This window comes from Coprobacter secundus subsp. similis (assembly GCF_015097275.1).
Lineage (GTDB): Bacteria > Bacteroidota > Bacteroidia > Bacteroidales > Coprobacteraceae > Coprobacter > Coprobacter secundus.
Genome location: NZ_AP023322.1, coordinates 1404422 through 1421156, shown reverse-complemented (window position 1 = coordinate 1421156; position 16735 = coordinate 1404422). Strand labels below are relative to the sequence as shown.

The 16735-nt window shown below is 47.8% G+C and carries 27 protein-coding genes; 12 read left to right on the top strand and 15 right to left on the bottom strand.

The features are described from left to right. Window positions 1–110: 110 nt before the first annotated feature. From Cop2CBH44_RS05650 to Cop2CBH44_RS05620, 7 genes are all read right to left on the bottom strand, one after another. Entirely contained in the window at window positions 111–1517 is a 1407-nt protein-coding gene (locus Cop2CBH44_RS05650) for an OmpA family protein (protein WP_005816276.1), read from the bottom strand. Window positions 1518–1571: 54 nt separating this feature from the next. Beyond that, on the bottom strand, window positions 1572–3023 hold the full coding sequence (gene mobV, locus Cop2CBH44_RS05645) for a MobV family relaxase (protein WP_005816278.1): 1452 nt from the start codon (window positions 3021–3023) through the stop codon (window positions 1572–1574). A gap of 208 nt (window positions 3024–3231) precedes the next feature. Further along, the gene (locus Cop2CBH44_RS05640) at window positions 3232–4116 is read right to left on the bottom strand and encodes a hypothetical protein (RefSeq protein WP_005816280.1); all 885 of its coding nucleotides are present in this window, start codon (window positions 4114–4116) and stop codon (window positions 3232–3234) included. Window positions 4117–4195: 79 nt separating this feature from the next. Next, entirely contained in the window at window positions 4196–4690 is a 495-nt protein-coding gene (locus Cop2CBH44_RS05635) for a hypothetical protein (RefSeq protein ID WP_005816282.1), read from the bottom strand. After that, complete coding sequence (locus Cop2CBH44_RS16505; protein WP_235016776.1) at window positions 4680–4883, bottom strand: hypothetical protein; 204 nt, start codon at window positions 4881–4883, stop codon at window positions 4680–4682. Before Cop2CBH44_RS16505 ends, Cop2CBH44_RS05635 begins: the two co-directional genes overlap by 11 nt. A gap of 288 nt (window positions 4884–5171) precedes the next feature. Beyond that, on the bottom strand, window positions 5172–5618 hold the full coding sequence (locus tag Cop2CBH44_RS05625; RefSeq protein WP_004319947.1) for a hypothetical protein: 447 nt from the start codon (window positions 5616–5618) through the stop codon (window positions 5172–5174). A gap of 24 nt (window positions 5619–5642) precedes the next feature. Further along, complete coding sequence (locus tag Cop2CBH44_RS05620; RefSeq protein ID WP_005816286.1) at window positions 5643–6755, bottom strand: hypothetical protein; 1113 nt, start codon at window positions 6753–6755, stop codon at window positions 5643–5645. Window positions 6756–7009: 254 nt separating this feature from the next. Here Cop2CBH44_RS05620 and Cop2CBH44_RS05615 point away from each other — a divergent pair, with 254 nt between their 5' ends. The 11 genes from Cop2CBH44_RS05615 (at window position 7010) to Cop2CBH44_RS05565 (ending at window position 11487) form a co-directional block, all read left to right on the top strand. Beyond that, entirely contained in the window at window positions 7010–7633 is a 624-nt protein-coding gene (locus tag Cop2CBH44_RS05615) for a recombinase family protein (protein ID WP_005816288.1), read from the top strand. A 16-nt stretch (window positions 7634–7649) separates the two neighbouring features. Beyond that, window positions 7650–8333: a DUF3800 domain-containing protein gene (locus tag Cop2CBH44_RS05610; RefSeq protein WP_005816290.1), complete on the top strand. Its 684-nt coding sequence runs from the start codon at window positions 7650–7652 to the stop codon at window positions 8331–8333. Between the two features lie 3 nt (window positions 8334–8336). Further along, entirely contained in the window at window positions 8337–8873 is a 537-nt protein-coding gene (locus tag Cop2CBH44_RS05605) for a hypothetical protein (protein ID WP_005816292.1), read from the top strand. Window positions 8874–9067: 194 nt separating this feature from the next. Then, window positions 9068–9367: a thioredoxin gene (gene trxA / locus Cop2CBH44_RS05600; protein WP_005816294.1), complete on the top strand. Its 300-nt coding sequence runs from the start codon at window positions 9068–9070 to the stop codon at window positions 9365–9367. Window positions 9368–9377: 10 nt separating this feature from the next. Then, the gene (locus Cop2CBH44_RS05595) at window positions 9378–9953 is read left to right on the top strand and encodes a DUF6155 family protein (RefSeq protein WP_007837469.1); all 576 of its coding nucleotides are present in this window, start codon (window positions 9378–9380) and stop codon (window positions 9951–9953) included. 14 nt (window positions 9954–9967) lie between these two features. Beyond that, window positions 9968–10213, top strand: coding sequence for a hypothetical protein (locus tag Cop2CBH44_RS05590; RefSeq protein ID WP_005816298.1), 246 nt, complete (start codon window positions 9968–9970; stop codon window positions 10211–10213). Beyond that, window positions 10194–10397 carry a hypothetical protein gene (locus Cop2CBH44_RS05585; RefSeq protein ID WP_008144459.1) on the top strand — a complete coding sequence of 68 codons (204 nt, stop codon included), beginning with the start codon at window positions 10194–10196 and terminating at the stop codon, window positions 10395–10397. The genes Cop2CBH44_RS05590 and Cop2CBH44_RS05585 overlap by 20 nt, the downstream gene beginning before the upstream one ends. Next, complete coding sequence (locus Cop2CBH44_RS05580) at window positions 10397–10834, top strand: DUF4186 domain-containing protein (protein ID WP_005816300.1); 438 nt, start codon at window positions 10397–10399, stop codon at window positions 10832–10834. The genes Cop2CBH44_RS05585 and Cop2CBH44_RS05580 overlap by 1 nt, the downstream gene beginning before the upstream one ends. Then, window positions 10831–11037 carry a hypothetical protein gene (locus Cop2CBH44_RS05575; RefSeq protein WP_005816302.1) on the top strand — a complete coding sequence of 69 codons (207 nt, stop codon included), beginning with the start codon at window positions 10831–10833 and terminating at the stop codon, window positions 11035–11037. The genes Cop2CBH44_RS05580 and Cop2CBH44_RS05575 overlap by 4 nt, the downstream gene beginning before the upstream one ends. A gap of 9 nt (window positions 11038–11046) precedes the next feature. Then, the gene (locus Cop2CBH44_RS05570) at window positions 11047–11283 is read left to right on the top strand and encodes a hypothetical protein (protein ID WP_005816304.1); all 237 of its coding nucleotides are present in this window, start codon (window positions 11047–11049) and stop codon (window positions 11281–11283) included. A gap of 24 nt (window positions 11284–11307) precedes the next feature. Beyond that, the gene (locus Cop2CBH44_RS05565; RefSeq protein WP_005816310.1) at window positions 11308–11487 is read left to right on the top strand and encodes a transcriptional regulator; all 180 of its coding nucleotides are present in this window, start codon (window positions 11308–11310) and stop codon (window positions 11485–11487) included. Window positions 11488–11787: 300 nt separating this feature from the next. On the opposite strand, the gene Cop2CBH44_RS05560 is transcribed toward Cop2CBH44_RS05565, so the two are convergent. Together Cop2CBH44_RS05560 and Cop2CBH44_RS05555 are read right to left on the bottom strand one after the other, a co-directional pair. Further along, a complete protein-coding gene (locus tag Cop2CBH44_RS05560; RefSeq protein WP_005816313.1) occupies window positions 11788–12279 on the bottom strand; it encodes an SLOG family protein in 492 nt (163 codons plus the stop codon). Between the two features lie 3 nt (window positions 12280–12282). Then, a complete protein-coding gene (locus tag Cop2CBH44_RS05555; protein WP_005816315.1) occupies window positions 12283–12849 on the bottom strand; it encodes a hypothetical protein in 567 nt (188 codons plus the stop codon). Between Cop2CBH44_RS05555 and Cop2CBH44_RS05550 the strand changes: the two genes are divergently transcribed. After that, on the top strand, window positions 12843–13094 hold the full coding sequence (locus Cop2CBH44_RS05550; protein ID WP_225494525.1) for a hypothetical protein: 252 nt from the start codon (window positions 12843–12845) through the stop codon (window positions 13092–13094). The genes Cop2CBH44_RS05555 and Cop2CBH44_RS05550 overlap by 7 nt on opposite strands. 306 nt (window positions 13095–13400) lie before the next feature. On the opposite strand, the gene Cop2CBH44_RS05545 is transcribed toward Cop2CBH44_RS05550, so the two are convergent. The 6 genes from Cop2CBH44_RS05545 to Cop2CBH44_RS05520 all read right to left on the bottom strand — a co-directional run bounded on the left by Cop2CBH44_RS05545 (window position 13401) and on the right by Cop2CBH44_RS05520 (window position 16238). Continuing rightward, window positions 13401–13679: a plasmid partition protein ParG gene (locus tag Cop2CBH44_RS05545; protein ID WP_005816317.1), complete on the bottom strand. Its 279-nt coding sequence runs from the start codon at window positions 13677–13679 to the stop codon at window positions 13401–13403. Window positions 13680–13686: 7 nt separating this feature from the next. Further along, the gene (locus Cop2CBH44_RS05540; RefSeq protein ID WP_005816319.1) at window positions 13687–14442 is read right to left on the bottom strand and encodes a ParA family protein; all 756 of its coding nucleotides are present in this window, start codon (window positions 14440–14442) and stop codon (window positions 13687–13689) included. Window positions 14443–14561: 119 nt separating this feature from the next. Next, window positions 14562–14987, bottom strand: a complete 426-nt coding sequence (locus Cop2CBH44_RS05535) for a single-stranded DNA-binding protein (protein WP_005816321.1) — start codon at window positions 14985–14987, stop codon at window positions 14562–14564. A 53-nt stretch (window positions 14988–15040) separates the two neighbouring features. Continuing rightward, complete coding sequence (locus Cop2CBH44_RS05530) at window positions 15041–15397, bottom strand: helix-turn-helix domain-containing protein (RefSeq protein ID WP_007837478.1); 357 nt, start codon at window positions 15395–15397, stop codon at window positions 15041–15043. 47 nt (window positions 15398–15444) lie between these two features. After that, the gene (locus tag Cop2CBH44_RS05525) at window positions 15445–15696 is read right to left on the bottom strand and encodes a hypothetical protein (RefSeq protein WP_007837480.1); all 252 of its coding nucleotides are present in this window, start codon (window positions 15694–15696) and stop codon (window positions 15445–15447) included. After that, a complete protein-coding gene (locus Cop2CBH44_RS05520; RefSeq protein WP_005816324.1) occupies window positions 15684–16238 on the bottom strand; it encodes a hypothetical protein in 555 nt (184 codons plus the stop codon). The genes Cop2CBH44_RS05525 and Cop2CBH44_RS05520 overlap by 13 nt, the downstream gene beginning before the upstream one ends. Between the last annotated feature and the right edge of the window lie 497 nt (window positions 16239–16735).

Here is a 16735-nt window from a genome sequence, read left to right as displayed (position 1 = left end):
ATACATATATGATTAAGGGAGGGCCTATCCATCACGGACAAGCCCTCCCTTTCTAAAATTTATCAATGAAAAAAAAGTTTTAGTGCTCTTGTTCGGAGCTGTATGTCTGGCTATAGATACAGCAGGATTCTGGTATGGCGGTTCGCCTCATTGGGCGAGTAATCGTCAATGCCGCCATCGAAAATCTGAGAGATGGTGCCATTTTCCATACCACGTTTCATCAGTTCCTCTGCAATGAATCTGGCACGGGAACGGCTGAGGTTATCATTGATGGCTTCACTGCCTGTGGCACTGTCGGCAGCGCCGATGACCTTAACTTTCAAGCCATATTTCTTGGCGATGCGTGCTACTTCGTCGAGATTGACGAGCTGTGACCTGTTGAGCAACCTGTCAGTGCCAAGTTCAAAGAAGAAATAGATGGGCGCACCTATGCAAGCCTTTCCTGAGTGGATGAGCGATAGGTAATCGTCTTCCGGCTCACCTTCAGCATTGCCATATTCTTCTGTACAAGAGGCGGACTCCATGACCTTTGTCTTTTGACCATTACCATACTTGTCTCTCATTCTTGCACGCAGCGAGTTGAGACCGCTGTAGTCGTTTCGAGGATAGCCATTTGTGACGGAAGAAGCGGCATCGTCAGAAAAGAGGTGGCCGTACTTGTCCAGAAGTCCCTCGATGGCAAGAATCTTGCGCAGCTGCTCCAGAGTCTGACAATCTCGATCGTGCTGGGCGTGATAGCGGCTGTTGCTGTCAGAAAGGGATGAGGCGTATGCCGAAAGCCATTCGTTCTGTGCGATGTACGGGCGAGCGTCTATCACTCGCTTCCAGCCAGTCTTGCCGATGCGGACAGAGAGGCCGAGGGATGCGGACAGCAGATGGTCGCCAAGGCGGTGTGCCTTGCCATAGCCGTCAAAATCCTGCATGGTGGTCATGTTGCCTATCTCTGCCGTAACAGCAATGCGTGGGGAGAGATGATACTGCCCCTGTATGCCGTAGGAAATGGCAAAGGGCTTGTGGGCATTCACCTTGTTGTGCAGCATACCCACGCCCACGTATGGAATGACACTCCATCTGGCAAGAGTGTGTACATCGTCCTTGTAGAGGTTGCCGAGGACATTCCACATGAAATCAGCACGCAGGTACTGGTAGTCCTGCGAGGAGTTGTTGCAGTCGTTGAACTGCATACCGCCATAGTTCAGACGACCGCCGACGGAAGGTGTGAACCATTTGCCGATCGACACGGAGAATGCCGGTTTCATGCGACCGAATAGGTCGTTGCATCCGAGCGGTTTGCCGAGGAAGACCGTAGTTCCTCCTGCCGCTTGGACAAACCAGTTGTCCGTCCATGGCGAAGCTACCAATGCCCCTTTCATGTAGGAAGGTTTAAGCGGACGAAGCATACCGTCTGCCGAAAGTCTGCATACAACGGTGGTGGTGTCCGCCGTGCGGTGATAGTCTTTGGCTTGCGCACCCAATGAAAGGGCGAAGCCAAGGGATAGAATAAGTATTTTTCTCATGTTGTTCAATTTAATCTGGTGAATACTATAACAGGTGATACGTGACAGTGCCGCTTATCGTTTCTTCCTTTTGCCGGAAGAGGGGCGCATCATGCGTGCAGCTTTCATCATGCAACGGCGTGCCCAAGCGCGTTCATCCTCGTCATCGTCACGTCCCCATTTGAGGTCGGACGAACTGCCGCCACCGCCATGACCTTCGGCAAAGGTGGTGGCATCATCGACGTAGCCGAGGAATAGAAGCGTGGCACAGTACATCACCTCCGTTCCATTCTCCGCAAAGGCCTGAAGCAGGGAACCGTCAAACACGTCCTTGCCCTCATTGGAAAGCCGTGCCACACGTTCGGAGAACTCGCTGACCATGTTTTCGAGAAGGGCATTTCTGAGAACGGTGTCCGCACCTTGTCGGATAGTATCGGAATATCTGTGTGCCTCCTGCCGCAACTCCTCCGTGCGCTCCTTCATGGCGGTCATCTCCTCACGCAGGGCATCGAGCTTGCGGTCAGCCTCTGAGAGCTTCTCCTGCTTGTCGTCCAGTTTCGACTGGATAGCGGACAGTTCCTGCTCCAGCTCTTGGACTTGCTGACGGAGAGCATCAGGATTGTCGTGACCTGCAAGAATCTGCCGATGCAATTCAGCAAGTGCCGCCTCCTTCTCAGCCTTCTCCTGCAAGAGGTTGTTGACCATTGAGGTGAGTCCTTTTACTCTCCGCTCTGCCAGACGGATGTCCGATTGGAGCGAGGCGAGTGTCCGCTGATGGGTGGCGACGGACTGCTCAATGGTGGTGCACTGTTCTGACAGCTGGCGGCGGTATTCTTCGGTGGTGCGGTGGCGTGCTCCCGTCTCTGAGACGGAAGTTCCGCGCTCCATGCCCCAACGCTTGTTGACATCGGCAAATTCGCTGTGCAGGGCTTTCATCCTGGCAGAAAACTCGTACTTGTCCTTTCCGGCGAATATCTGTTTGTATGCAAACTTGCCGTCCTTGATTGGCAAGAGGGTGCAGTGAACGTGCGGATTGGTTTCGTCCAAGTGTAAGATGAAAGCGACGATGTTCTCCTCACCGTATTTGTCCGCAACAAAGCGGTAAACATCCTTTGCCCATTCCTCAATGTCCTTGCATCGGGTTAGATGCGAATTGTCCGCTCCGTGAGTGAGATTCACCTTCTGGTCACCGAATGCCAGTTCCGTCATACGTTCTCGTGAGCCTCCGAAGATGAAATTGACCACTGTGCGGAAGCGTGGCTCTGCCAGTCCCTCGTTGGGGTCTTTGATTCCACGGCTCCGCAGGATGTCTGCCATGCGCTCCGGGATGCTTCGGCTCTTGTCTATAGGACAAACCTTGCCGCCCCGAACCTCGAAGTTGAGCCGCTCACGGCTGCGGTCGTAGTTGCCTGTTGATTCAGCGGATCCCCAACCCTTTTCCGTCCAACGGCGTTGGTGCTCGTTGCTCTGTGCTGTGGTGATTCCCTTAGATGGTCGGAAATCCATAACCTGTTTTGGTGTTGCCATAACCTATTTCCTTTTATGTGTGTACAACTCTCCTGTCTCCAGCTTGCTGCTTGTAAGGACAGCCTCCCGATGGTCGGAGACCAAGAGGGGTATTAGGCTACCCAAATTCCCTCATTTCCGACCAACGGGCAAGCCCGATTATTTTACAGCAATGGCAGACGTGTAAACACTGTGCCAGTAGAAAAGAAGAAGCGTTGTACGGTGATTATTAGAGGTTAATACAGCCTTTTGATGGACAGGAGCCCTCTTGGTTGGCTACAATGGCAAGGAACGGTCGGCAGAGTGACTGAAACTGTGACTTGATGGCTGCGCTTTCCTGATGCAAGGCTGGTGAGCTGCCATCCAATGCCAATTCTGATATTGCCTTTGCCGCCTCGATGAATGAGAGCCAGTCTCCTCCCAGGTCTTTGTAAAAGAAGGGAAGAAGGGAGGTAACGAGGGCGTTATCTGTTTCCTGCGAAAGCACCTGATGGAAGGTGGCTTCGCAGACAGCTGTGAGTGCAGTCATACAAAAGGCGTGTCCTACAGATTCGGGAATGTTTCTTCCGCATGGCACCTTGCCAATTGAATTGCCATTGTCGGCTTTCTGCAAGATAATGGCTACTTCCTCTGTTGCATCTTCGTAGAGTTGTTCACATTCCGAGGCGCAAGCCGATGCGGACATCTTGCCGCTTCGCCATTCGTCCAATGCGGTACACATCTTCTGGCGGAACACATCCAAGGCTGCGTCAATCGGAGAAACGGCAGGTGTCTCAGCCAACATCGGGATGGTGATGATTTGGCTCTTCGTGAGACGGGTGACGGAAATCTGGTTCATCTTCTCCAACTGCTCGATGAAGGTGCGGACAGTGGCGCGGTGCCAATGCCAGCATCCTGCCAGTTCGGTAATGGTGATTACAAACTGCCCGTTGGACAGGCTGAACTCCTGCTTGCACAGATCCTTGGGGATGTACTGTACAGAAGCCTTGTCTACAAGGTCAAGGTAGGCTTCGAGCTTCGACAGCCTTATCCCGGACCTCTCTTTCAAGAACTCCAACAGGGACATCCGTTCAGACATCTTGCCGGAACTCGTTCTATGTTTCTGTTTCTTCATTTCAATAATCTGTTTGGTGAATACTGTTGTTTGTCGCCAGCTCCATTATACAAAAGGAACGGCATGATACAGGTGATACTTAATAGTAGTATATGATGAGCATTTCTGTGTCTTCGAGGAGCATCTTGCGGTCAGCCTTGTTCTTCCACAGCGATATGACTATGCGCGAGGGATAGAACAGTGATGCCAGAAGGACAAAGGAGATGGTGACAGCAAGCGTGAACAGATGAGGAGTGAAGACAAACACCACTGCCGCCAACGCGGCGATGCAGAAGGGTGTCCGCTCCTCGTGCAGACGCTGTAGCCACCTCTCCACATCCATAAAGACAAAGAATATGGCAAACGCTATGGTGGAAGCCACTACGCCTATGTCGTTATAGTGTACACAGAGGTAGAGGAAGTGGAACACGTACAGCAGGATGAGCAGCATCAACCGGTAGAGCTTCCTTGCTGTCACAAGCGCGGTCATGCGCAGATAGAACCGTGTCATAAACTGTCTGCGGCTTCTGTGCAGAATCATCGTCACAAAGAAGAACGCTGACATCAGGATGAGAAACAGTATCTTACTTGTCATAATATGTATAGCATGTGAATAATGGAAGTGGACTCAGGTCGGGCTGGACGACACCGTGTGTGGCAGTGGATATGATACGCTCCACATCCTCCAGTGTCAGTTCTCCCTTGATTATTCTCTGACGGAAAGCTCCGTCGGTTGTCCGAAGGCTCTTGATAGCCTGTTCCAAGTCGTACTCGGCTATCTGCCACACTTGCCCTCTCGTGTAGGGGAAATGATGGTGGATGGCCTTGACCACAAGCACACGGCTGAGGATGTCGGTCATTCTGCCGTTCCTGACTATCGTGTGGTTGCGGACAGTGGCGATGCTCTCAATCTCCAGCCATGTGCGGTGACGGTCGAGAAGATGGATAATCTTCATGTAAAGCGTTTCCTTCATCAGATGGTCGGGAGCTTGTGGCATGACTTTGGCCTTTGTTGTGGACAACAGAATGGAGCGTTGTTGCGGTAGAACAGGACTGTCATCTGGCAAATGTAACTTTCAAATGAAGTCGAGCAGGACTTCCTCCTTGGGCTTCATGTATTTGAAGAACCCGTTCTTGCAATGCAGACTGAGGTCGAGGCATACATCTGCCGACATGTGCTCCAGCGAGTCATAGATGGTCACTTTTATCTGGCTGACCATGCCACGCTCATCTGTGGAGCCGTTGACCTTGAACATCCGTCCGAAAGAAGGGTTGGAATAGGCACAGCAGCTGTGTCCGAACTCCGTATGACGGCTTGGAATGTGGTGATAGAGGATTATCATTTCCATCTCGTCTTCGAGCATATCCATCACCTCCTCTATCGTGAAAGGGGTGTTCAACTGGAAAGTAAGAAGCACGTAATCGTCATACTTGACAGGCTTCTCCATCTTGCGCTTGTCCAGCAGTTCTGGCAACTGCAAAGGCACGACGGCAAGGAAATCATCGCAAAACTGTTCTAACATAATCGTATTCTCTGTTTGGGGTGTTTATAATCTTGTGACATAAATCTTCATCATGAGCATGGGCATATCCGACAGGCGTTGCTTGTCGAGGTGCAGTTTCTTGGCCAGACCGTCCATCTCCTTGGGGAGCGCATCGGCTATTTTGTAGAGGTCTGCCTTGTCCTTGTCGGAGAGCACGCTCACGGAAAGGTCATCCATCGTCATGAACGGCTGCATCATCATCAGGAGGTAGGCGTGCATGGTGTGCTCGTCCTTTACCCTGCCACTATTCAGATCCTCGATAGCCGCTTGTGCGTTGCGCAGCAGACGGTGGTTGGTGCGCATGGAGAGGTATATCATTGCATCCTTGTGGGACAAATCCTTGCGGTCGGCGGCACGGAGTATCTCCCGACAGCAGTGTTCGGTGTTTCGTCTGATGTCACCGATGTCATCGTCAGCAAAATCCGGCAGGTATTGCAGGAAGGATTTGAAATACAAATGCTCTTCCTTGATGAAAGCGAGCAGGTCTTCCTTGCCGTGAATGCCTTGCTTGGCGGATTTTTGCAGGAACAGCAGGTAACGCTTCAGTACCGCCTGTTTACCACCTTTATTATATATAGGCAGGCTATCCAAGGAAGCGAAGAACGGCTGTGCTTCCTTCACGGCTTGCTGTAGTTCCTCATCACCAACATGGGAAGAGGTCTGTTCTCTGAGATAGAGCAGGTCGTGAAAGGTGCGTTGCTTAGACATCGCCATACGGCACAGCTCGATGTGGATGGAGTCGTTCAACTCATGATATACCGTGAACGGGTATGAGTGGGCTTTCCTGACAGTGTCACGTGAGATGCACGATGTCACGGAATCGTCCAACACGCGCCATTCGTTGACAATCTTAACTAATGTCTGAATTGAGACCTTGCCGTTCTGTCGAAGAGTGGTCAGAAAGCCATGATACTCTCTGATGGCTTCATCGCTCGAATGGAACGACTTCGTGCCGTTTCCGTCTGAACATGCTGTCAGCATGACTACGGCAAACGCAGTGGCAATACAAATGGCAAGTCTGATACAGCCATGCGAGTTTGATTTTGCATTATGCAATATTTGCTTCATGCAATGGAGGTTGGTTTGTCCTCCGAAAAGTTGGGTTTCATATTTCATTGTTGTCATTATTTTGAGTCTGATTTTGAAATTGACGGTGCAAAGTTAATGCGTTTCAGCGATATATTTGCAAGAATGACAGTAAGTTTAATCTTATTTGTGTATCATACTTGCGAGTATGATTTTCAATGAAATCAAGTGAAAAGAAAATGGCAAATTATCGTGTTTAAGTATGATTTTTCGTTCAAGTATGATTGTTTCTCGGAAAAATAGTGTACCTTTGCACTTGATTTCATTTAATAGCGTACAACAGTATGGCAAAAGTAGGTTACATCTTTATCGCCACCAATGGCGAAGAGTATGCAGAAGACAAGGCTTGGATGCAGCAATACGGCTGTGTTCAGGTGATAGAGGAACTGTCCGAACACGAGAGGCTGCGCCCGATGTGGAAGCAGCTCATATCGAGTCTGGAGCGCGGCGACGAGCTGGTGGTGTCGAGGTTCAGTAACGCACTGCGTGGCACCCGTGAACTGGCTACATTCATAGAATACTGCCGTGTGAAGGTGGTTCGCATCATCTCCATCCAAGACCGCATCGATACGTTTGACGAACTTTTCCCCGACACCAAGCCCTCACAGGTCATCCGTATGTTCGGGTCACTCTCTGAGGAGTGTGCCGTGCTGCGCAAGGCATCGGCACACATCATCCATCTGCAACAGAATATCCGGCCGCCCAAGAAGTCGGAAAGGGCACTGTCGAAACTGGAGCGTGAGAAGAATATCGTGAACATGTACAACGAGGGGCACAGCATAGATGACATCTTTGCCATCAGCGGCTTCACAAGCCGAAGTTCCGTGTTCCGCATACTCAACAAGCATGGTGTGACGCTGAACCGTGGACCTCATAGTGGACCGCTGAAGAAAAGGAATAAAGAATAAACAAAAAACAGATACAATGAATAAGACATTCAACATCTACTGTGATGAAAGCACCCACATGGTGCATGACGGTCATCCCTACATGCTTTTGGGATGTACAAGTATAGCATACACACAAATCCGCATGGCAAAAGATGCCATAAAAGATATTAAGAAGAAGCACGGCTATAGTGATGAGCTGAAATGGACAAATGTCCACGAGGCCACGTATAAAGTCTATGCAGAGCTTATAGACTGGTTCTTTATGAATGACATGGAATTTAGGGCTGTGGTTGTTGACAAGAGTCAGATTGACGAGAAACGAGAAGACTATACGTTTAATGATTTCTACTTTCGCATGTACTACCAATTGCTGCATCACAAGATGGACATGGATTATACATATAACATATATATGGATATCAAGGACACATGCAGTAGCGATAAGCTGGAGAGGCTCAGAAAAATAATGGAATACAACTCTTCCATTGGCAGGTTTCAGTTTATACGTTCACACGAAAGTGTCTTCATCCAATTGGCAGATGTTCTAATGGGAGCCATCAACTACAACCTTAGATATGAAAAGGGAGAAGTTGAAGGAAGGGTGAGAGCCAAAATGAAGCTGATTGAAAAGATAAAAAAACACAGTAATATCAGTCTCAACACCACAACTCCCAAATTTAGAAAGAAGTTTAATTTGTTTTTTATCGCACTGAAATAGCCAATGAGCAGTTTGAATATTATCAAGAAATACCCTGAGCTGCTGGAACTGGCATATCTCAGTGAACGAGAAAGAGAGCATGATCTTCATGCAATATTCAAGCGTGATATAGAAGATAACTGTCAATTCTCATTCAGAGGGTGGCGCATCTATCCTATAAAGACAGATGGCGAGATTGACATGGCAAGATTGTTCAAGCATCTTACCTGTGAAGAAATCATGGTTGAGAACGAAGACGGTACGACTTATCCAAAGCGAGTATTCGAGATGGCTCGTTCACAAAGGCTTCATTGGATAAATCACCATGTGAGAGAATTGACACCAGACAATCTGGATGTATTTACCATAGAAGAGAGGGACGGCAAAAAGCGTAAGGTCAAGAAAACATACATCTATGATAAAGTGGAAAAGTATGTTATTGTCTTGGAACAACAACGTAGCAACGGATTCTATCTGTTGACAGCATACCATCTTAACAAAGAGTATGGACTAAAGGCTTTGGAAAAGAAGATGAAAAAGAGATTGCAGACACCACTATAAAACGCAAGACCCGAATTGCATCAAAGGCAACCGGGTCTCGAAACTCCTTCTATCTATAGATGAGCGCTGCAAAGGTACGAATATTCTTTGAAATAACGAAGGTTTTTCATTGAATTCTTCTCGATTTTAACATTTGCAGGGCAGTATTGTAAGATAACAGGAAAGAAAATAGCATAATTTTACAGAAAATCGTAATGGAAACATTCAAAGACGTTATATCAAGTGACCAACTTGTCTTGGTCGATTTCTTCGCCACCTGGTGCCAGCCATGCAAGATGATGCACCCCATCCTTGAGCAGGTGAAGGAAGTGTTGGGTGACAGAATCCGCATCATCAAGGTAGATGTGGACAAGTATGGGGTGACTGCAAGTCAGTATGGCATACAGTCTGTGCCCACATTGATGCTGTTCAGACGCGGCGAAGTGTTGTGGAGGACGAGCGGTGTGATGCAGAAATCAGAGTTGCTGGCAACGATTGACCCGTTTTTAAGATAAAAGAGCAGAAATGTCAAAATCTAAATTAAAGTCTGTCCTCATGTCCATGGACAAGAGTGAAATAATAAAAATGGTATTGGAACTTTATTCTGCACGGAAAGAGGCAAAGGAATATCTTGACTTCTATGCAGAGCCGAATGAGGGCCAGAAGCTGGAAGAGTATAAGCACATCATACGGGAAGAGTTCTATCCGAGCAGAAACAGAGAGCCAAAGACACGCTTCTCAGTGTGCCGCAAGGCATTGTCCGACTTCAAGAAACTGAAGCCTTCGGAAGATTCAGTCGCAGAATTGATGGTGTTCTATATGGAGAATGCCTGTCAGTTCACTTATGACTATGGAGACATGTGGGAGCAATTCTATGATTCTGTTGAGAGTAATTTCGACAAGACATTGCGCCACATCGTGCTTTATGACCTTTGGGACAAGTATGATTCCCGAATCAAGCAATGCCTTCGTTGGGCAAGCCCTTGTGGATGGGGATTTCCTGACGCACTGAATGATATGTATGAGGAAATGAAGGCGCAAAATGAGGAACTCCGAAAGAAATACAGGAATTTCAAGATGCCCATCAACGCTGATTATTAAACGAATATACTCAAATGGGGAAACCAAAGAAAAAACATAAGAAAGCGAAACAACTGCCCTTAAGCAAAGAAGAGCAGATTTTTCAAGCGGCAAGAGACCTTGCAGCTGAAATTGGCATATCCTATTCTGAGGCATTAGGGTTTACTTTGGGCATAAAGGACGTAACGTATGGTTGGGAAGAAGACTATACGGAAGAAGAGTTTCAGGCACTGATTGACCACGCTGTGGGAGACACTGATTATGAGCACACCCTCTATTGAATCATCTACACGAGAGGAACGTTTGGATTACGTTCTGAATGAATGGAGATGTCTGCACAACTGTGAGCTGTGCGGTAAGTGCCATATTCTGAAAGGCAGAAGCGAAGAAATACTCTATGCAGACTATATAGACGGCAAGCGGTCATATATGGATATAACATTAGAAATCAGAAGCAACAGATAATGATGTCACAGAAATACATATATCCATCGTTGTTCCAAGAGGAAGAGCCGCAAGAAAGCGTTCCTGGTGATAAGAAAGAGTATGACCTGACGAATCTCTTTGAGAGATTGGCAAAGTCTGATTTTCGCAGCCGGTTCCATCTGTCCAAGCAAGACAGGGAGTATGTAATGGAAAAGGGATTGCCGACGATACGAAAACACGCAGAGGACTTTGTGGCAAAAAGACTTGCTCCGGCTGTCATACCGAACGACGGCAAGCAGACTCCCATGCGTGGGCATCCTGTTTTCCTGGCTCAACATGCCACTGGCTGTTGTTGCCGGGGATGCTTCTTCAAGTGGCATCACATCTCAGCAGGCAGGGCACTGACCAAGGAAGAACAGGAATATGCTGTTGCCGTATTGATGGCATGGATTGAAAAACAGATGAATAAAGGATGAAGATAGAAGAAGCCATAGTATATGTGATGGTAAAGCGAAATGGCGGCATGACAACCGACCAGATTGCCGATGCCATCAATCGTCATAGGCTGCACCTGAGAAAGGACGGTCAGCCTGTGACAAGCAAGCAGGTGTATGCAACAATCTGCCGTTTCCCTGAAATGTTCACAAAAGAAGCTGGCAGAATCATGTTAATGATATGACGTAACGATATGACAATAGATACAACCAACATGTGCTCACACCTTCAGAAGAAGTTGTTTGAACCAGAAGGTGTGTATTATCCTATATGGCAAGCCATGCAGGATGATGAGACCTTGACAGCAGTGGTACGAAGCAGACAGCTGCACATCTACAGAAACGGGAAGAAAATTCTCGTTCTGGCAGGTAAGGCACAACCGAAGATTATAAGGGAAGACAAAATACAAGAGTTAATAACAAGATTATAAACAAAACATCAAATCATCAAAACAATGGACGCAAAAGAAAAAGTATTGGCAACAATGAAAGAGGCTGGTCAGCCTCTCAACGCAGGTAAAATCGCAGAACTCAGCGGTCTCGACCGCAAAGAGGTAGATGCAGCCATGAAGCAGCTGAAAGCAGAGGGTGCAATCGTCTCTCCTGTGCGTTGCAAATGGGCACCTGCAGAGTAAGGTTTATACTGCTGTCTTGAAATATAGGCAGCAGTATCTTTATTTTTATCAAAATGTTAAGGTGAGGAATCTGAATATCCTTGCCTACGGACACAATTATCCGCTGCATCTTTTTGGGGTAAGGTGCAGACGTATGGCTGTCAGCGTATCTTGGTTTAAAGACGCTTAGCGGTCACGGCGGAAGTCGTTTCGTCTCTCTCCGCCGAACAAAGCTCTGAGCACATTGCCCAAAGCTCCGAACACGAAGTAGCAAACGATGATTGCAACAATATCGTCCATAAGCATTTTCTGTTTTATGGGTTATACACTATTATGAAGATTCACTATGTCCAATCCCTGCCTCTTGGCTTCTCTGACGGTGTAGAACGTGCCGCCCTTGGGATTGCCATCGAAGTAGGCTATGAGACGTGAACTGCGGTTGACCATATAGTCGTTGCGCCTCAGAAGGCAGCCATTGTAGTATTGCTCGCTCAATACGACCACGTCATCCACGATGCGCAGGATGGCATCATACTTGGCTTGCTCTTCCTTGCTCCACCGGTCAGACTGACCACGGAACGGCACAACGGCTATCACCTGCAAGTCCTTCAACTCGCATTGCAACGAAAGGGCGGCTTCTGCCGCCAGCAGGTCAAATCCCATTGCCATGCCACAATAGAAATACCGGTAGCCGTCGGCATACGCCTTGGCTATCTCCGATTTGAGACATTGCTTCAACTCCCTCCGCTTGGCGAAAGGTACGCTGCGGTGTCCGCTGAAGCATACGGACACTGCCTTGTCGTACTTTGTCATACTTTACCTTACTTTATAATGTGTGCGTGCGAGGAACATACCGCCAATAACACATGCCCCGAGCCTTTCGAGTTGGTTGGCATACTTGGCATAGCTGAGACCCTTGGTTATCACATCGTCAAAGACCAACACCATTTTGTTGTCGAAGAACGGCTCATCAAACTCAACGACATTCGCCTTGCGGACTTCATCCTCGTTCTTGCGGTTATCGTGGATGGTCTTACGCTCTCCGCATACCCTCACGTGCTCGTAGCCGTTTTCCGCTCCTGTCAATTCACACACCCTGTGGCAGAAAGCCTTGTAGCGGAGTTCGTTGCTCTCGCTTGTGGATGCTGGAACGGGGGCGAAGACGATGTTCACGCAACCCTTGCCGTAGAGTGTCAGCATATTCTCTGCGGTGCGCTGCGCCACTTCCTCGTAGGCTCTTCCGTCCTTGAAGTCAAACACTAATTGTCTGTCGGCAATCTCCTTCTCACCCACATTGCGGATGCGTGCGGGATAGTATTTGCAGAACCAAGTCTGAGGCTTGTCTAACTGCTTTTGGATTTGATAGTCATTCTTGTGTGCCATTGCTCTTATGTTTTTTCTTCCCTTATTTCGGAGGCTTTTCCTGCCTGCCCAAGGGATATTTTTTGCTTTCCAAGAGTGATGGCGATCAAAAAGCCAAATCGGGAGCGAAAAATACGCTCTGCACGCAGAGGAAGATTTTTCGGTCAAATGCAATGGACGATTTGGTGTTTGAACAATCGCCAGCATTACCTTTGCAAAACAATATCCGCAGCGGCAAGGCAGGCGAAAAGAAATCTGTTATGTAAAAGAGGAAACGGGCGGGATGGCGTGGGGCGAAGCTGTATATGGGGAAGGACGATAGTTGATATGAGGGAAAAAGAGAAAATCTTGTAATAGGGAACGACATTGCCTTTTATCAGCATGGAGACAGTCCTACAAGCAGAGAAAACTATTGCCCTAAAAATGAGTTGGATAGTATTTTCTAAAAGTAGTATCGACTACGAATAGTATAATAGTCGAATAGTTTTTACTACCATACTACGGATAGTAAAGTCTGTTTATAGAAGAGATAGCGGTATCATCGTCTGTTCGGCGATGATACCGCGCGGCACTCATGTGTCATGCCGCTTTAGGTATTCTGTCATTGCCTCATTGACAATATCACGCAAGGACATCCCTTTCTTGATGGCGAGGTACTTCATCCTCGTGTGGATGCTCTTGTTGATAAGGAAATTGCAATGCACCGGCACTTCGGTAGTCTCAGAAACAGACACAGGTGGTGCTGGTGTAGTTTCTGTGACTATCTGCTCCTTACTCGGCTTCTTTGTGGAAGAAAGGAGTCCGTTGAGACCGCCTTTCATTCCCTCTTTCAACATACTGCTCTTGCTCATGGCTATGCTATTTTAAGTTTAACACTTCTTTTGCCAAAGACATATAATCACTGGCACCATTGGATTTGGGATTATACTCAAAGATAGTCTTGCCGTTGATGGGTGCTTCTGCCAAAGCCACATTATCACGGATGACGGTCTTGAAAACCTTCTCGTGAAAACTGTCATTGACGATTTCCCTCACGCTTCGGTTCAACGTCTTGCGGCGATCGAACTGGGTGATGACGATGCCGCCCACTTTAAGGTTGGAGTTGAGCCGCTCCTGAACGATGCGGATGATGTCCATCAACTTTGCCATACCTCTCATGGCAAGGTATTGCGCTTGAACAGGGATGATGATGTAGTCGGCTGCGGTGAGGGCATTCAAGGTCAGCAAGCCCAATGACGGTGGACAGTCGATGATGATGTAGTCGAAATGCTCTTTGGCGATGGCTTTGGTGATAAGTCCCTTCAAGATAAGCTCCCGTCCCGGCTCGCTGATAAGCTCTAACTCAGCCGCAGACAGGTCAAGGCATGAGGGTGAGACGGTGATGCCGTTGTGCAACTTGACCAACGGCAAGGTGTACTGTCCACACATTGCGCCATAGACTGTCTGTTCTTCCTCGATGGACAATCCCAAGGCTTCCGTGAGGTTGGCTTGTCCATCCATGTCAATAGCCAAGACGTTCTTCTTACTCAGTTGCAGAGCTGCCGCAAGGCTTACTGCGGTCGTACTTTTCCCTACACCACCCTTGTGATTTAATACTGCAATTATCTGTGTCATAACATGATACTACTATTAGTGAATACTACTTTACTATTCTACTACTGATAGTACATACTAACCATAGTAAAAGCGGATTTACTACGATTAGTACGTACTACTCTCAGTTGATACTACCCTCAGAAGGGAAGGTCTTCGCTCTTGTCCTGCGGTGCATCGGCTGGCGGTACGGGAGCCTCGCCCTCTGCCTTGGCTGCCTTGCGTGCCTTTGTTGCAGGTGTGTCGGTTGCATCCTTCTTCCCTGCATTGACAAAGGCGATGGAGTCAGCTATGATGCTATGCTGTATGTGGTTCTCTCCGTTGCGGTCTGTCCAAATGGAAGAAGTCAGTGTGCCTTCCACAAGCACCATACGACCCTTGGTGAGGTATTCAGCCAAACGGATATGGTTCTCCTTGCTGCTCTTCACCCTTACCCAAGTGGTGATTTGCTTGCCCTTACTGTAGTCGTCCACTGCGATGTCAACAGCCATGAATGTTCCGTGTGTACCTGTGATGACGCGGCAATCCTTTGCTCCGATGCGTCCGATAGTGTGAGTGTAAATCATAATGTGAAAATGTTATAGTGGCAAGTTGGTTAGACTTGCCGTTACCTTGTTATTTAAATGACTTTTCTTGTTGATTGAACATAAGCTATTGCTTCATTCATAATTTCTGCTCGTGACCTACTCTTGTTATCTTGCATCCACTCATCAATTTCAGATTTGAGGAACATGATACGTTTCCCCTTCTTATGGAATGGTATTTGTTTATTGCTTGTCCAACAATAGATTGTGTGTTCAACTGGATGGGTAGGGAGATACTCACTCAATTCGGAAACACTAAGCCATTCCAATCCCTTATCGGGCTGAATTTGAGTCATTAGTGTGGAAAACTTTTCTTCTAAAATCTCCAGCTTGTTTATTACTAATGACAATGCTGATGGCAAGTCATTAAAACTCAATATTTGCTTTTCCATATCAATATATGTGTGGCAAGTTGGTTAGGCTTGCCGTTACCTTGTTATTAATATCCTTTCTTCGTCTGCCTTGTATTGGCGACAAAAGACTTGTTGCTGCCTGTGAGACTGATAGAGCCGCAATTAACAAACTCTCCGTCGGAATAGACTCTGTACTTCTGTCCGCTTACCTCATGCTTCTGTTTGATGCGCTCTCGCATCCACTTCTTGGCTGCGGTCAATGAGCAAAAGGTCTCGCTCTCCTTGGTCGTCTCGTCATATACGATGCACTGGGTCATACATGCTCCTACTTCATCCATGCACCTATACTCGACGTGACATAGTCCAACTGACCGCCAAATATGTCGCTTGGCTCTATGTCGTATTGTCCATCCCTCACTTCCTTGTCCTCTCCAAGAAGCGACAAGTTTCCGTCGGCATCCAAACGTGCTGCGTCTATGACGATGTCACGAGGCTCGTCAAAGAGATAACCTGCCACGATGGGCTGCTCTCCCTCGAAATGCACCTCAAAGCCTCCGTCCACCTCCGTGCCGTACTTGCGAAGAGCCGCTTTCAGCTCGTCCTGCTCCCGGTGCTGCAATGCCTGGAGTTGTCCGTGGATAGTGAGGTCTTGCAGTTCTGCCTCTCGTTTGGTGTGGGTTGCCTCGCCGGTCTTGCAGTCGATGTCATACTTGTGGTAAACCACTGGGATATGGTCTGCCGATGTGACAAGCCATGTGATGTTGTTCACTGAGAAGCCCTGTCTGGTGAGGAACTCCTCGATGTCTGAGCCGAGAAGGTGGTCGGCTACGTCAAGATACTCGATGCGTGCGTCAGCATCATGCAGGATGATAATCTTCATTGCCTTTCTATTTTTAGTGATACAAATAAGTTTGTCGCCCATGTCGCTGGACTTGTTTAACTACGTTGAAGAAACTTACGCTCAGCATAGTGAATAAATTCCCTCTGCGTTCGCTTAACCGTTTCTTTCTCTTCCCTCCTTTCGAGACCTTTCAGCCTGTGGAGGGATATTTTCTGCTCCCACAAGCCGCAAGAAAAGACATAAAGACAAATTATGTGTGAAGAATACTCTTTTCCGAGGAAAAGGAAGATTGTTCACAGTCACAAGACCTCAAGCAGAATTTGACGATTGTCTCAGACGCGGCTAACTTTGCAGGAAATATGCCTACCACTGCGCTGATTGGAAGAAGATTATTGATATTGGCTGCAAGAGGAATGATGTGTTATATATAAAGAGGTAAGAAGAAAGATTGAAACAGTAAGGGTGGGCAGTGAAGTGTTTGCAGGTCTGCTGTACCGACATAAAGCGAGTGTGTTGGCTGACCGGGATGCAAGTCA